This window comes from Bacillus cereus G9842 (assembly GCF_000021305.1).
Classification (GTDB): Bacteria; Bacillota; Bacilli; order Bacillales; family Bacillaceae_G; genus Bacillus_A; species Bacillus_A thuringiensis_S.
On sequence record NC_011772.1, the window covers coordinates 5214176 to 5229407 of the forward strand.

The following is a 15232-nucleotide window of genomic DNA, read 5'->3' on the forward strand; positions in this document are numbered from 1 at the left end:
ACTACATCGCTTCTTTTTTCTGTCCGATAACAGATCGTTCTAAAATCTCTGTCACATCAAGAGTTTGAACTTTTTCTTCTACCTCTTTCGCTTTCGTGCCATCACTGATCATCGTTAAGCAATATGGACAACCTGTACCGATAATGGATGGCTGTACAGCTAATGCTTGTTCTGTACGAGCAACGTTAATACGAGAGCCTGTTGTTTCTTCCATCCACATTAAGCCACCACCTGCGCCACAACACATTCCAGTCTCACGGTTACGTGCCATTTCTACAAGATTCACTCCAGGAATCGCTTTCAAAATGTCACGTGGCGCTTCGTACACTTCGTTGTATCTTCCTAAATAACAGGAATCATGGTACGTAACTGTTTCTTCAATAGCATGAACAGGCTTTAAACGCCCTTCTTTCACCCACTGGGCTAACAATTCTGTATGATGATAGACTTCTGCTTGCAAGCCAAAGTCCGGATACTCATTTTTAAATGTGTTATAAGCATGAGGATCAATCGTAACGATTTTCTTCACTCCTGCCTTTTCAAATTCTTCGATATTCTTTGTCGCCATCTCTTGGAATACAAATTCATTTCCGAGGCGACGTGGTGTATCTCCAGAATTCTTTTCTTTATTACCGAGAATTGCGAATGAAATGCCTGCTTCGTTCATTAACTTCGCAAATGATATTGCAATCTTCTGACTACGGTTGTCGTATGATCCCATTGAACCAACCCAGAATAAATACTCGAATTCCTCACCAGCTTTTGATTTTTCTTTTACAGTTGGAACTGTTACTTCGTCATCACCTTGGCGCCATGTTTCACGCTCTTTACGGTTCAGACCCCACGGATTTCCTTGACGCTCGATGTTTGTCATCGCGCGTTGTGCTTCCGCGTCCATTTTTCCTTCTGTTAAAACGAGATATCGACGTAAATCAATAATTTTGTCAACATGCTCATTCATAACTGGACATTGATCTTCACAGTTACGACACGTTGTACATGCCCAAATCTCTTCTTCTGTAATAACATCTCCGATTAAACTCGGATCGTAAGCGAGCGTTGTAGCCGCTGATTCTTGTTGTCCTTTTCCAGCTGCCATCATCGCTAACTGATTTCCTTGTGTATTATTGAAGGCAACTACTGGAACCCACGGTGCTTTTGATGTTACCGCAGCCCCTTTATCAGTTAAATGATCGCGAAGTTTTAATATTAAGTCCATCGGCGATAACATTTTCCCTGTGCCTGTTGCTGGACACATATTTGTACAACGGCCACACTCTACACAAGCGTATAAGTCAATAAGTTGATTTTGTCTAAAGTCTTCAATTTTACCAACACCAAATGTTTCTTGTGTTTCATCTTCAAAATCAATCTTTTCAAGCTTCCCTGGATTTGAAATACGACCGAAAAATACATTAGCTGGTCCCGCAATTAAATGCGCATGTTTTGATTGTGGAACATACACTAAAAACGTTAACAAAATTAGTAAATGCACCCACCAAGAGAAATAGAACACTGAAATGGCTACGGTTTCATTTATCCCGCTAAAAACGTAAGCGATTGCAGAAGCAATTGGTTCACTCCATGAAAGCTCCTCGCCATGCCATATAAGTCCCATACCGTTACCAAGTAGCACAGAGATCATTAAACCACCGATAAAGATAAGAACAAGACCTGATTTGAAGTTACGTTTTAAACGAACAAGCTTTTCTACATAACGTCTATGAAAAGCCCAAAATACTGCAATTAAAATAACAAGTGTGACAATTTCCTGGAAGAATGTAAATGCAGGGTATAGTGGTCCAAGTGGAAGATGTGATCCTGGTGCGAGTCCTTTCCAAACGAAGTCAATTGCTCCAAATTGGACAAGAATAAATCCGTAAAAGAACATAACGTGAATGATGCCGCTTTTCTTATCTTTCAGCAGCTTTTTCTGACCGAAAACATTGACCTTAAGAAGATCCCAACGCTCTTTAAAACGACGGTCAAATTCAATTTTTTTTCCTAATTGTATGTAGGCTATTCTCGTCCGTATAAGATATACAAACAAATATCCTGCATAAGCAATAACAGCAATGGCAGCCAGCCAATTAATGATCAGTAAGCTATTCATTTTTATGCTACCCCTCTCTTTGTAAGCCCTCTTTCTTTTTAGAATCTTCAAAAATATATAATTTTCTGAATTATATCCCCTACCCCCATTATATAATGAGTGAGCATTCAGTCAACAGTTTTTTGTTATAGAACAACACATTTTTTCATAAAGCTGTTTATTTCGGTGAAACTATAAAGTGAAACTTTAATCTGTAGGGGTGGTTCATCCCCCACTGATTATTAGTTGAACCAATCGGGCTTTTACGGGCAGTTGATTTCCAAACTAACTTCTACTTATTCATCAGTTTTTGAAGTAGGAAGCTTACTGCCCGTTAAAGCGGGATAAAGTGAAACTTTAATCAGTGCGACATACTATCCTCTGATGAAATTTATAATAACAACCGTGCTACCCGTATCATTTGTAACACACTGAAGGTGAAAAGAATGCGAAGGAGGGAATTCACTGATGCTCTACTTATCTCTTTTGTTAATATCCGTTGCTCTTTGGATTACAATTGACCTTTCATACGGGAAAGATTTGTATGACGCCTTATTTACTGATATAAAACAAGCACAGCACCACATTCATATTTTATTCTTCATTGTAAAAAACGATAAAATCAGTCGTGAATTTTTAAAGTTGCTGATTGATAAGGCTCAGGAAGGAATTGAAGTACGACTTTTACTTGATCGATTTGGCAGCCATTATTTATCAAACGAAGCTATTCGCTCCCTGCGAAAACATGGTGTATCTTTTTCATTTTGTCATAAGATAAAATTTCCTCTACTTTTCTTTTCTGCCAATCAAAGAAATCATAGAAAAATTACAGTGATTGATGGGAAAACTGGCTATATCGGGGGCTTTAATATCGGCGAAGAGTATCTAGGGCATAATGAATATTTAGGATTATGGCGAGACTATCATTTACGTCTTACAGGAGAAGGGGTTCAAGATTTACAAAAGCAATTTTTGCATGACTGGTTTGATGATACGAAACAGAATTTATTGGATGTTTCTCTTTATTTTCCAAAACAAAACCCAGGTACCATAATGCATCAATTTATTCCGACTGATGGTGCTTATTTACAGCATACTTTTTTACATTTAATTAACGGAGCAAAAAAAGAAATCTGTATTGGTACACCATATTTCATTCCTGGAAAAAAAATTATGAATGCCTTATTAAAAGCAAGAGAGAGAGGGGTTCAAATCACAATTCTCGTTCCAGAAAAAGCTGATCACCCTCTCGTTCGAGAAGCAAAATTCCCGTACTGCCGAAAATTAATACAGGCTGGTTGCAATATTTACGCATTTCAACAAGGTTTTTTTCACGCCAAAATTATTATAGTGGATGATGATATTTGTGATATTGGAACAGCAAACTTTGATATGAGAAGTTTATATATTAACCATGAAATAAACTGCCTGTTATATAATAAACATTTCATTCGAACAGTAAAAAATAAATTCCATGAAGATCTAGAGAATGCATCCGTACTTTCCTATAGCGATGTAAACCCACCTTCTCTTATCGATAGAGGAAAAGAATGGATTGGAACAATGCTTGCTTTCTTTTTATAGGAAAGACAATGAATAAAAGAGGTGTATCTCATATGATTATGCGGTTTGGATATGTCTCACATGCAATGGCACTCTGGGACTGTTCTCCTGCCAAAACAATGACGTTTACAAGCTTTAAGAAACTCAGCAAACAAGAGCGAGAAGACAAATTGTACCATGTTATAAGGCAAAATTTAGAGCACACAATACGTATCCTTCATTACAATATAGCGCATGAAATCCCGCTATATCGCCTATCGTCTTCCATCGTCCCACTTGCAACACATCCCGAAGTCGAGTTTGACTATATTGGGGTATTCACACCACTTTGGCGTAAAATAGGGGCTTTAATTAAAGAACACAATTTACGAATAAGTTTTCATCCAAATCAATTTACTTTATTTACAAGTGACAAGCCACATATTACTACTAACGCTATTACGGATATGACTTATCATTATAAAATATTGGATGCTATAGGCATTGCAGATTCTTCTTACATTAATATTCATGTAGGTGGAGCCTATGGAAATAAAGAAAAGGCAATTGAGCGCTTCCATGAAAACATAAAAAAACTTCCTGCACATATAAAAAAACAAATGACCCTTGAAAACGATGATAAAACGTATACAACTTCTGAAACTTTATCAATTTGCCAAAAAGAAAATATCCCATTTGTATTTGATTATCATCATCATATGGCCAATCTTTGCGAGCAACCACTAGAAGAGTTGCTTCCTGCAATTTTTGAAACTTGGTCACATACAAATATCTCTCCTAAAGTTCACATTTCCTCCCCAAGATCGGAAAAAGAATTTAGGGCTCATGCTGAATATATCGATTTAGAGTTTATTAAGCCCTTCTTACACGTTGCAAAAAAAAACAATCATAATTTCGATATTATGATTGAAAGTAAACAAAAAGACTTAGCACTATTCCGATTAATAGATGAACTTTCTGCTATAAGAGGCATTAAAAGAATAAGTGGTGCAATGTTACAGTGGTAAATTGTAACTTTGCACCATTTTTTCAAAAAAGTAATTTTTATAGTAAAAAACATCCTATTTTATATGCTATTATTTAAATTAGCATTCCCCCGAGATTCAACTTTATTGAAACGGAGTCATAATATGATTAATCAAAAAAAGTATGTACAATTTGTCATAATATACATATCTATATTTGCTCTTTGGATACTCTTTATTCCAAATGAGTCGCATATAAAGGAAATTGGGATTCTTTTCTTATTCTGTTTTGCTGCACTTTTTTCTTGCCACTGTTTATATAAAGCTATTAAAAAAATGAAACGCAGTGATAAACTATTTTGGATTTTATTACTATGCACTTGCCTATGTGGATTAGTTATGGAGATAACCCTATTTCTTAGTTCGATTTCCATGCATAATCAATCTATATTTTCATATAAAGCATTACCTTTTTTTATCATACAATATATTTTGCTCTTTGTTGGATTTGCTATAAAGTTTATAAAAAATTACTCTATTAAGGGACTTTCTCAATTCTCATTCGATAGCATCTTTATTATTATTATGAACATTTATTTCACCTTAACTTTTATCTTAGATATTTCAAGCTTCCGCATGTTAACAAAGGACACTTGGATTTTAATTGGGTATTTTATTGCACAATCATTAGTAATTTACGCCGTTATTAGCCTATATAGAAGAGAACAATATTCTTCTAGTAGAATCGCATTAATTATCGGTTTCACTATTATACTCGTATACGGTTATATTCATCTGTTTCAATTGAATTTTGGGATGAAAACTTCCGCTGAAATTAATTATTTAATACACACTGCTTCTATTTTATTAATTGGACTTTCTTCCATACTATATATTTTGGATAAACCAATGCAGCATGAAACGAAAGCAAAATATTATCGATTCGATTATATACGTTTTATACTACCTTATTTTAGTATAATTATTACTTTTTCTTTTATTATCATTCAACCTTGGGATGATAAATTCATGTTAATCGGCCTCGTGTTATCACTTATTTTGTTATTCTTGCGGCAACTTTACATGTGGAAAGATAATCAAGCACTAATCCATACATATGAACAGTTGACTACACAACTAGAGGGCGAAGTTGAAGAAGGTGCATTTGCATTATCAAAAAGTGAACAACGCTATAAATCTTTATTCGAAGATCATCCCGATGCCGTTTTCTCTTTAAATATGAATGGCATTTTTCAACAATCTAATAAGGCATGCGAAAGCTTATTTACTGCCTATTATTGCGAAGTGGCAAGCTATTCTCTGGTACACTTCATTGATTCAAAAGACCACGAACTACTTAAGAAGGCTTTACAAATTACAAAGGAAGGTAAGCCACAAACGTTAGAAGTTCGTACAAAAGAACAAGAAGGCTATTATTATTATCTCCATATTACACTTATCCCTACTTTTATAAACAAAGAAGTGGTCGGAATGTTTGGGATAGCGCGTGATATTACCACTTTATATGAAAAACAAAAACAAGTAGAACATTTAGCCTTTCACGATGCACTTACTGGATTACCAAATCGCCGAAAGTTCGAAAAAGATTTAAAAGCCATTTTGAATACAGCCCAAACTAACGCAAATGATGTCGCCGTCATGTTCCTTGATTTAGATCGATTTAAAAAAATTAACGATAGACTTGGTCATGACGTCGGAGATTTATTATTAATTGAAGTAGCAAACAGACTACGCGGTTGCTTGCGTTCAAAAGATGTCGTCGCTCGCCAAGGTGGAGATGAGTTTACCATTCTATTACCAGAAATGTACTCAGAAAAAAGTGCAATTTTTATAGCTGAACAGATTTTAACTATTTTAAACAAACCATTCTTCATTCAAGGCGAAGAACTCTCTATTACACCGAGTATCGGAATTGCGATGTATCCTGATTATGGAACTGATGTAAATGAGTTAATGAAAAATGCTGATATGGCTATGTACCGTGCGAAGGCAAATGGAAAAAACAGATTTGTTTTCTTCTCAAAAGAAATGAGTATCGCTCAAAATGAAATTCAATTCTTAGAAGGTGAACTTTCAAAAGCATTACAACAAAATGAATTTTTCCTTGAATACCAACCACAAGTAAGCACAAAAACAAAAGAAATTATCGGTTTTGAAGCATTAATACGTTGGAAGCATCCAAAACTCGGTATCGTATCTCCTGCCCAATTTATTCCTCTAGCAGAGGAAACTGGTTTTATTATTGAACTTGGTAATTGGATTTTACGTACTGCCTGTTTAGAGGCAAAAAGATGGCATAATCAAGGTTTTTCTCACTTAAAAGTTGGTGTGAATTTATCTGTTGTTCAATTTAACCATGCTGATTTAATCCCAACTATTTCAAAGGTGTTAGAAGAAACAGAACTGAAACCAGAAGCACTAGATATTGAAATTACGGAAAGCATCGCAATTAATCAAAATCAATCTGTAGTTGCAAAACTAGAACAGCTTCAAAATCTCGGCATTCAAATTTCAATCGATGACTTTGGAACTGGTTATAGTTCTTTAGCTTATTTAACAAAATATCCAATCAACACATTAAAAATTGCTCGAGAGTTTATTTGTGGAATTACAAATAGTCCTTTAGAAGAAGCAATTGTCTCTTCCATTATTACACTATCAAAAGAACTAAATTTAGAAGTGATTGCAGAAGGTGTAGAAACGGAAGAAGAATGGGAATTTTTACATAGACAAAATTGTGATCACATTCAAGGATTCTTTATTAGCAAACCTGTTTCTAGTAAAGACGTTTGGATGTTACTCCATAAAAAAACAACCGTCTAAATAAGGCGGTTGTTTTTTAAAACTCAAAAGGTAAATCTGCAGCTACTTGTACCTCTTGATCATTATGAGAAATTATTTGACTTTTCTCTAATGTTGTATCACCTAATGAAATACCCCATGCCATTGCTAACGTTAATAAACTACCAATAAGTAATTTTTTCATATTCCATCACCCACATTTTTTACTTTTAATATATCATGAAAATTTATTCACATTGTATGCAATTATGCATATCCACTTTTTAGGTTGTTTATCTGCTGATTTTATTTACGAGCGCTTCTTTATATGCATGCATTTCTAATATATCAAAAAAGAAACTTGCCTTCTTATATGCATCTTCAATCTCTGCCTCTTCATACTCCAACTTCCTTAGGCATTCACCTCTTTGATAATATAGCTGTCCAATTAATGCCATACTATTAATTCGGCATGATATTTCAATCGCTTTATTTACTTGATAAAGTGATTCTTCATATCGACTATCTAAGTATAATGCTTTTGCATGATTATACCTTACCTTCACGTCAAATTCTTCATTATCATGCAATGCCTCTAATTGTTTTAATATTTGTTCAAATAAATCAATACCCTTCTTCAAATAGCCATTTTCAGCATAAATGTTTGCAATTGCGTTTTCAATATAAAGATTCTGATATACATCAATTCCTGTCAATTGTTGATTGAGCAATTTCTTTAATTCTAAAATACAATATTCGTAATCGACTTTTTTCAACACGTAAGCAGCTACATAATATTGCCATTGAAGAAATTGCTGGAATTCAGGATGATATTCTTCCTTTTTCAGCTCATTCCATACTTTATTATAAATTTCTTTATATCTTTTTTGCTTACAAAGCATAATGACTTGATCTTTAAACTGTTTTTTTCTTTCAATATCCGAATAAATGAGTACCTCATAAAAATGAATAATGGGAATTTGTAATTTCGCTGCAATACCTTGCAATATATCCATACTTGGGTATACTGCACCCGATTCAATTCTGCTTACTTCCGATTGATGACATATGTTCTCGGATAACTGTTTTTGTGTTAGTCCTCTTAACACTCTAATTTTTTTAATTTCACTTCCTAATTTCTCTGCTTGCATACTTACTCACCATCCCATTATAACAATCTAATTTTTTAAGTTGTCATACCACTACAATAATGTGCATTCGACAATTTTTGATATGAAATAATGCATAATATATATAAAATTCGGCAAATTTTTCATACAATTCATCTCACATACAATAATAGATTAGGAGTGTTATAGATGAATTATAGAAAACTTGCCAGTGCTTTCGTTACATTCGGTCTTCTTTACCCTTTATCAACAGAAGCTATTCATGCTCAAGAATTAGACAAAAGTGCAGTCAAAGTTGAAATTGCTCAGCCTGGTTTAACAATCGGGAAATTAACACAACCTCAAAATGATACGAAAGAAAATATTGCTAAAAAGTATTTAAAAGGTGAGGTAGATGGGGCTAAAGCTCAACAAGAACAAGTCACTACTGAAAAAAATGTAGATTTCCAACCTACAAATAAAGAAACCAAAGAAAATCAAACCGAAGTTCGCCTTGCACAAACATATAAAAACTATAAAGTATATGGCCAAGATCTCATTGTAAAAGTAGATAAAAATGGAGTGATCACAACTGTTAGTGGTAAAGTTGTTCAAAATTTAAATCAACAACCTAATCTTACTATAACAAATTTTTTGTCGAAAAATGAAGTGAAATCTAAATTACGCGATATAGTTCAAATTCCAAGTGATGCGGTTGAGACAGAATTCTCTAGCGAAACCGTTGTTTATAAGAAAAAAGATGGCTATTATACATTCGCAACTGTTATTACATTTACTTATGAAAACAATGAACAAATTATAAATGGCAATGCTATCGTTGATCTAAAAACTGGTGAAGTACTTTTCCAAGAAAAATTCATTAAAAACAAAGAGAATAAGACTATAAATCAAGTAACATCACCTAGATTATCCACTGCAAGTGAGCAAGGAACTGGGAAAAATGCACTTCAAGAAAACATCTCTTTCAATATTGCCAAAGGAACTGATGGGAAATTTTATTTAGCGGATTTATCACGCGGAAATGGTATTTATATTTATAATGCAAACTACGCCGATTCCCTCGGGGGATATAGTCAAGCTGGTTATCCAGGGACACTAATTTCAAGTAGCACTCCTAATTTTGCAGATAAAGAAGCCGCGGGCGCTATGAAGAACATGAGTGATATTTATGATTACTTTAAGAAAGAACATAATCTAAAAAGTTACGATAATAAAGATTCAAAAGTTGTTGCTAGTGTACACGGTTTTGATTCTACTGAAGTTAGTGATGGTATAAAAGAAGACTATGTAAATGCGTTTTGGCATCCCGCTTGGAACCAAATGGTATTTGGTGATGGTTTAGACGGCAAACTAACATCAGCTCTTGATGTAACAGCTCATGAATTTGGACATGCTGTATTCAGTGGCACGACGAAAAATAAAGTCGTGAGATATCCAAGCGCTGAAACATCTGCACTAAACGAGGGATTAGCGGATTTCTGGGGTACACAAATCGAATATTACGTAAAGAAAGATAAAGGAAACTGGATTATGGGCGATACATTAGGTGGCCTAACAATTCGTGATATCCCAAGGGAAATTGGTGACGGCGGTCATAAATTATATACAAATTTAAAAGATTTCTATAATGATGGTAATAATCAAGAATCACACGTGAATTCTGGTATTATCAGTCACGTATTATATCAATTAGCTGAAGGTAAAACATATAACGGTGTTGCTGTTCAAAAACAAGGCAATGAAAAAGTAAGCAAAGTTGTTATGCGTGCATTGCAAAATTATGCAACTTCCGCTGAAGACTTTGAATCACTTCAATCTCACATCGTACAAGCTGCAAAAGATTTATATGGCACTGCCGTATCAAATGAATTTGCAAAGGCATTTGAAGCACATGGTTACAAGTCGTTACAAAAAGTAAATAAGGTAATAGAAGTACAATAACAAAGAAGAAGAAGTTTACTCCTCTTAGGTAAACTTCTTCTTATATCCAACCCTTTTCTTCCGCAATTGTAATTGCCTCAATTCTATTTTTCGCATCGAGCTTCGTTAATACTTCAGAAATATAATTACGTACTGTACCCGGTGAAAGATAAAGTGCCTTCGCAATTTCGTTTGCCGTCTTTCCTTCTTTCGCAAGCAACAATACTTCCTTTTCGCGATCTGACAACGGATTTTGCTCCTGCCATAGACCGAACATTAACTCTTGGGAGACCTCTCGTTTCCCCTTCATTACATTACGAATTGCTGCTGCTAAATCTTCACTTGGGCTATCTTTTAATAAATAGCCGTGCACGCCAGCTTTCATTGCTCTTTCAAAATATCCTGGCCGTGCAAATGTTGTTAAAATCATAACTTTACATGGTGATTTTTCTTTCTTTAACGCTTCAGCAACATCTAATCCACTTTGAATTGGCATTTCAATATCCATAATACTGATATCCGGTTTTAACGATTCAATTAATTTTAGCGCCTCTTCCCCGTTTGCCGCTTGCCCAATTACTTCGATATCATCTTCTAGATCAAGTAAGGCACCTAATGCACCACGAAGCATCCGTTGATCTTCTGCAATAATAATTCGAATCATGCCCTCACCTCATCTTTTCCTGTTCTAATAACAACTGGAACTTTTACTGTTAACAACGTCCCTGGATTGATTGTACCTAGTTCAACAAATCCATCAATAAGAGCAATTCGTTCTTTCATGCCGCGGATACCATTTCCATCATGATTTTGATCTGTTAAACCAATTCCGTTATCTTCTACTTTCAAAATCAGCTCACCTTGCGATTCTAATACAGAAACTGCACACCGCTTTGCCTTACTATGTTTTACAACATTTGTAACGGCCTCACGTAAACACATCCCAACAATATTTTGTTCAATTGGTGATAACGAGCTCGAGCTTGCTTCTTGCCTCACTTCTAATTCAATATTAGCTACTTGTAAGATTGCCTTTATTTGCTCTAGCTCTTCTTCTACCGTAATCATACGCATATCAGAAATTAATTCTCTCAGCTGCTTTAAGGCTGTACGAGACGTTTGTGTAATTTCCTTCGCTTCCACACTTGCACGCTCTGGATTTTTCACAATTAACTTCTCTACAAGCTGGCTTTTCAAAGTAATAAGAGATAACGTATGCCCTAATGTGTCATGAAGATCTCTCGCAATCCGCTGCCGTTCTTCACGCTTTACTAAGTCTTTAATTTGCTCGTTTGCTTCATTCAGTTGGTTCTTTAACATCTTTTTCTGCTTAAAATTGCGCATACCAAATGGCGTAAGAAGCATTAAAATAAACATCGGAACGATATTTACTAAACTTGTAGTTGTTAGTTGATTCATATTTACAAATAAAAATGCTCCAAGCATTATAACTAACGAACATAACAGCACTCGAAATACTTTCTTATTTGGCGCAAATCCCATCGCACTTGCTGTGAAAAAGCCAAAAAATATCATAAAAGGATTATAAAATAAAGCAAATAAAAAGATGAGTACCATTTGAATACAAGCCCAAAAAACAAACGTTCTCTGAACAAAATAAAGCTGACGGTATGTGACGATAAAAATTATCAACATACCGCTTCCTATTACAAGCTTCCATCCTGATGCCTGCGCTAAGTGATAAATTGGAAATAATAGATAAACAAACCACATATACGGAAAGAACCCCATATGTTTCGGAAAAACCTCAATCCTCTTTTTCTCTATCATTTATACCGCTTCCTGTCTTTTTCTTATATATATTGATACTACAACAAATATAAGGAAATAACCTCCTAATACCGCGATATTTTCCCATCCAATTGATTTTCCAGCTACAATATCCCACGCACCACTTCCGAAATGGTATGTCGGTGTCCACTCACCAATCGTTCTTAATATTTTGGGGAATACTTCAATCGGCATCCATAACCCGCCAACTATAGCTAAACTCATATTTAAAATATTTGCTAAGCCAGCAGCTGCGTCCGCCTTCTTAATGGAACCTATTACTGTTCCTAATGCTAAAAATGGTGTTACCCCTAACAATAACCATAGCCCCGCACCAATCCATTGCCCTACCGTTAACTCAACATGATTAATTAGTATCCCTGCAATAAAGATAACTAATATTGAAAAAGCATTTACTACTGTTTGAGCGATAATTTTTGCTGTTAAATATGCTCCCTCTGGAAGCGGTGTAATTTTTAGAAGATGTGTCCACCCTTGCCCTCTTTCCTGAGAAAGTCTCACACCGAAACTAAAGAGTGCAGTCCCTACAATGCTGAAAGTTGCCATCGAAATTAAATAGTGTGCCTTCCACGCATCTCCGTTTTGTGGTACTTGAACAACATTTGTAAAAATGTAGTAAAACATAACAGGCATTAATAATGAGAAAAAAATAAATAATTTATTGCGGAATGTACGTAAAATTTCTATTTTGCATTGCATCCATAACGCTCTCATGCGATTTCCCCCTTCTGATTTGCGACAAACTGTTCAAATGCCTCATCAAGGCTTCCACGTTCAACTGAAACATCTGTTACAGGTAAACTCCTTTGATAAATGGCTTTTAAAGTTGCATCCGTATCCTCCGTTGTTAAAATGAAGCGTCCTTCGTTTGACTTTACTTCTGTTACATTTGGTAATTCCTTTAGTAATTTTGTAGGAATGCTTTCCTTCGAATAAAATGTGATTGTTTTTCTCGAAATCGTTGCTTTCATTTCGTCTGGTGTACCATCTGCGATAATCTTTCCGTTCGCAAATAATAAGATACGATTTGCTAAAGCATCTGCTTCTTCTAAATAATGCGTCGTTAAAATAATCGTTTTCCCTTCACTTGCTAACTTTCGAATCGTTTCCCAAAACGTTCTTCGAGACGTAATATCCATTCCGACTGTCGGCTCATCTAAAAATAACAAATCCGGATTTCCCGCAAGTGCAAGCGCAAAGTTTAACCTTCTTTTTTGCCCACCTGATAATTTCTCACATCTTTGCTTTCGCTCTGATTCTAAATTTGATAACTGCAGTAACGTTTCTTTCGCTACAGGATTCTTATAATAACTGCGGAATAGCTCTATTGCCTCTTCCACTGTAATGCTATCAATCACACTTACTTCTTGTAACATTGCCCCAAGATTATTACGAACGCCTCTCTGCTTTGGACTCTTTCCAAATATAGAAACCGTACCTTCTGTAGGATCTTTTAATCCAAGCATCATCGAAATTATCGTCGTCTTCCCCGCACCATTTGGTCCAAGTAATGCTACTATTTCTCCTTTATCCACGTGAAATGAAACGTTATTTACTGCGTTTTTATGTTTAAATGTTTTAGAAACACCATTTACTTCAATAATCTTTTCCATCTCTCCACCCCCACTGTTTCTTATATTTACATTGTATTACCTGGAAAACTTAGGAAACAGTATGATACGTCATGACATCGATATGACAATTGTCATATATTCCTTGTGAGAGGAATCAGCCCGCATACCGCAAGCAAGTAGCAGGACGAAAATAAACATGATACAATCGGATAAGATATATATTCGAGGAAGGACAGTGGTTTTCATGATTATTCGTAATGAACAAGATTTAGAAGGCTTACGAAAAATCGGCCGCATCGTTGCGCTTGCACGTGAAGAAATGAAAAAACAAGCGAAGCCAGGTATGACAACGAAAGAGCTTGATTTGATCGGTAAAAAAGTATTAGATGAGCATGGTGCTATTTCTGCACCTGAAAAAGAATATGATTTTCCAGGTGTAACTTGCATTAGTGTAAATGAAGAAGTTGCTCATGGTATTCCAGGAGATCGTGTATTAAAAGAAGGCGATTTAGTAAACGTCGATGTATCTGCTGCACTTGATGGCTATTATGCTGATACAGGTATTTCATTTGTACTTGGAGAAGACGAGGCAAAAGAAAAGCTTTGCCAAGCAGCGGTTGATGCATTTTGGGCAGCAATGAAAAAGGTTAAAGCTGGCTCAAAACAAAATCAAATTGGTCGTGCTGTTTCAAACTTCGCACATAAAAGTGGATACAATGTTATTCAAAACTTAACTGGTCACGGCATTGGTCTTAGCTTACATGAAGCACCAAATCACATTTTAAGCTACTATGATCCAATGGATAACACGCTTCTAAAAGACGGTCTTGTTATCGCTGTAGAACCGTTCATATCTATGAAAGCTGATCATATTATTGAGCGTGGTGACGACGGTTGGACATTCATTACACCTGATAAAAGTCTTGTTGCACAATGTGAACATACCGTTGTCGTAACACGCGGCGAACCAATAATCTTAACAGAAATCTAATATAAAAAAACGGCTGTTTTGTAGATTTATTCCACATAAAACAGCCGTTTTTTAATTTTGGGAAAATATGTGAACTATTGTTGAACTCTTTATCATTTAAGTATATAATCTTTAGCGGAGGTTACTTAAGCTTATCTTTACTAAAAAGATATTGTAGCTAAGGAGGAAAACACCTTCTTTTTTATTGTTTAAACAGTCTCAAAAATGACCGTAGTAACGGGTTAGTCGAATATTCTGTAATCCTTATATCCCTCTAACAATGTAAGAAACTATCGTCTTTCAACTTCGGTCCACTAATCGTACAACTCTCTTTAGACAAAATAGATGGCTATTTTCAAAGTACATATTGTCTTCATTCTGACCAAAAACAACCCTATCTAGAT

At 35.2% G+C, this 15232-nt stretch carries 12 protein-coding genes; 5 read left to right on the top strand and 7 right to left on the bottom strand.

Going from position 1 to position 15232, the window contains the following annotated elements; all coding sequences use genetic code 11:
- Position 1 precedes the first annotated feature (1 nt).
- Entirely contained in the window at positions 2 to 2113 is a 2112-nt protein-coding gene (locus BCG9842_RS26460; RefSeq protein WP_001086753.1) for a heterodisulfide reductase-related iron-sulfur binding cluster, read from the bottom strand.
- Between the two features lie 447 nt (positions 2114 to 2560).
- Here BCG9842_RS26460 and cls point away from each other — a divergent pair, with 447 nt between their 5' ends.
- The 3 genes from cls to BCG9842_RS26475 all read left to right on the top strand — a co-directional run bounded on the left by cls (position 2561) and on the right by BCG9842_RS26475 (position 7464).
- The gene (gene cls, locus BCG9842_RS26465; protein WP_000966409.1) at positions 2561 to 3676 is read left to right on the top strand and encodes a cardiolipin synthase; all 1116 of its coding nucleotides are present in this window, start codon (positions 2561 to 2563) and stop codon (positions 3674 to 3676) included.
- Positions 3677 to 3708: 32 nt separating this feature from the next.
- A complete protein-coding gene (gene uvsE / locus BCG9842_RS26470) occupies positions 3709 to 4662 on the top strand; it encodes a UV DNA damage repair endonuclease UvsE (RefSeq protein ID WP_014895365.1) in 954 nt (317 codons plus the stop codon).
- A gap of 123 nt (positions 4663 to 4785) precedes the next feature.
- Positions 4786 to 7464 carry a DUF4084 domain-containing protein gene (locus tag BCG9842_RS26475; protein WP_002162962.1) on the top strand — a complete coding sequence of 893 codons (2679 nt, stop codon included), beginning with the start codon at positions 4786 to 4788 and terminating at the stop codon, positions 7462 to 7464.
- Between the two features lie 16 nt (positions 7465 to 7480).
- Here BCG9842_RS26475 and BCG9842_RS26480 read toward each other — a convergent pair whose 3' ends face one another.
- Positions 7481 to 7627, bottom strand: coding sequence for a quorum-sensing peptide PapR (locus BCG9842_RS26480; RefSeq protein ID WP_000734733.1), 147 nt, complete (start codon positions 7625 to 7627; stop codon positions 7481 to 7483).
- 88 nt (positions 7628 to 7715) lie between these two features.
- Entirely contained in the window at positions 7716 to 8573 is an 858-nt protein-coding gene (locus BCG9842_RS26485) for a helix-turn-helix domain-containing protein (RefSeq protein ID WP_001147494.1), read from the bottom strand.
- 168 nt (positions 8574 to 8741) lie between these two features.
- On the opposite strand from BCG9842_RS26485, the gene BCG9842_RS26490 reads away from it, so the two are divergent.
- Positions 8742 to 10493 (top strand): M4 family metallopeptidase, encoded by a 1752-nt coding sequence (locus BCG9842_RS26490; RefSeq protein WP_001109525.1) that lies wholly within the window; start codon positions 8742 to 8744, stop codon positions 10491 to 10493.
- Between the two features lie 40 nt (positions 10494 to 10533).
- Here the strand turns inward: BCG9842_RS26490 and BCG9842_RS26495 are convergent, their stop codons facing one another.
- Genes BCG9842_RS26495 through BCG9842_RS26510 form a run of 4 tightly spaced genes read right to left on the bottom strand, consistent with a single transcriptional unit; the run spans position 10534 to position 13897 of the window.
- Positions 10534 to 11136: a response regulator transcription factor gene (locus BCG9842_RS26495; protein ID WP_000619243.1), complete on the bottom strand. Its 603-nt coding sequence runs from the start codon at positions 11134 to 11136 to the stop codon at positions 10534 to 10536.
- Entirely contained in the window at positions 11133 to 12263 is a 1131-nt protein-coding gene (locus BCG9842_RS26500) for a sensor histidine kinase (RefSeq protein WP_000570630.1), read from the bottom strand. The genes BCG9842_RS26495 and BCG9842_RS26500 overlap by 4 nt, the downstream gene beginning before the upstream one ends.
- Positions 12264 to 12998, bottom strand: a complete 735-nt coding sequence (locus tag BCG9842_RS26505) for an ABC transporter permease (RefSeq protein ID WP_001202431.1) — start codon at positions 12996 to 12998, stop codon at positions 12264 to 12266.
- Positions 12995 to 13897, bottom strand: a complete 903-nt coding sequence (locus BCG9842_RS26510; protein WP_000411122.1) for an ABC transporter ATP-binding protein — start codon at positions 13895 to 13897, stop codon at positions 12995 to 12997. The genes BCG9842_RS26505 and BCG9842_RS26510 overlap by 4 nt, the downstream gene beginning before the upstream one ends.
- A gap of 157 nt (positions 13898 to 14054) precedes the next feature.
- Here BCG9842_RS26510 and map point away from each other — a divergent pair, with 157 nt between their 5' ends.
- Entirely contained in the window at positions 14055 to 14849 is a 795-nt protein-coding gene (map, locus tag BCG9842_RS26515; protein ID WP_002083543.1) for a type I methionyl aminopeptidase, read from the top strand.
- Positions 14850 to 15232: the final 383 nt, after the last annotated feature.

What these genes read in the sequence shown, in the direction of transcription:
- uvsE (WP_014895365.1), top strand. Translation starts at nt 3,709, where the DNA reads ATGATTATGCGGTTTGGATATGTCTCACATGCAATGGCACTCTGGGAC.
- BCG9842_RS26480 (WP_000734733.1), bottom strand. Translation starts at nt 7,627, where the DNA reads ATGAAAAAATTACTTATTGGTAGTTTATTAACGTTAGCAATGGCATGG.
- BCG9842_RS26475 (WP_002162962.1), top strand. Translation starts at nt 4,786, where the DNA reads ATGATTAATCAAAAAAAGTATGTACAATTTGTCATAATATACATATCT.
- BCG9842_RS26510 (WP_000411122.1), bottom strand. Translation starts at nt 13,897, where the DNA reads ATGGAAAAGATTATTGAAGTAAATGGTGTTTCTAAAACATTTAAACAT.
- BCG9842_RS26460 (WP_001086753.1), bottom strand. Translation starts at nt 2,113, where the DNA reads ATGAATAGCTTACTGATCATTAATTGGCTGGCTGCCATTGCTGTTATT.
- cls (WP_000966409.1), top strand. Translation starts at nt 2,561, where the DNA reads ATGCTCTACTTATCTCTTTTGTTAATATCCGTTGCTCTTTGGATTACA.
- BCG9842_RS26505 (WP_001202431.1), bottom strand. Translation starts at nt 12,998, where the DNA reads ATGAGAGCGTTATGGATGCAATGCAAAATAGAAATTTTACGTACATTC.
- BCG9842_RS26495 (WP_000619243.1), bottom strand. Translation starts at nt 11,136, where the DNA reads ATGATTCGAATTATTATTGCAGAAGATCAACGGATGCTTCGTGGTGCA.
- map (WP_002083543.1), top strand. Translation starts at nt 14,055, where the DNA reads ATGATACAATCGGATAAGATATATATTCGAGGAAGGACAGTGGTTTTC.
- BCG9842_RS26485 (WP_001147494.1), bottom strand. Translation starts at nt 8,573, where the DNA reads ATGCAAGCAGAGAAATTAGGAAGTGAAATTAAAAAAATTAGAGTGTTA.
- BCG9842_RS26490 (WP_001109525.1), top strand. Translation starts at nt 8,742, where the DNA reads ATGAATTATAGAAAACTTGCCAGTGCTTTCGTTACATTCGGTCTTCTT.
- BCG9842_RS26500 (WP_000570630.1), bottom strand. Translation starts at nt 12,263, where the DNA reads ATGATAGAGAAAAAGAGGATTGAGGTTTTTCCGAAACATATGGGGTTC.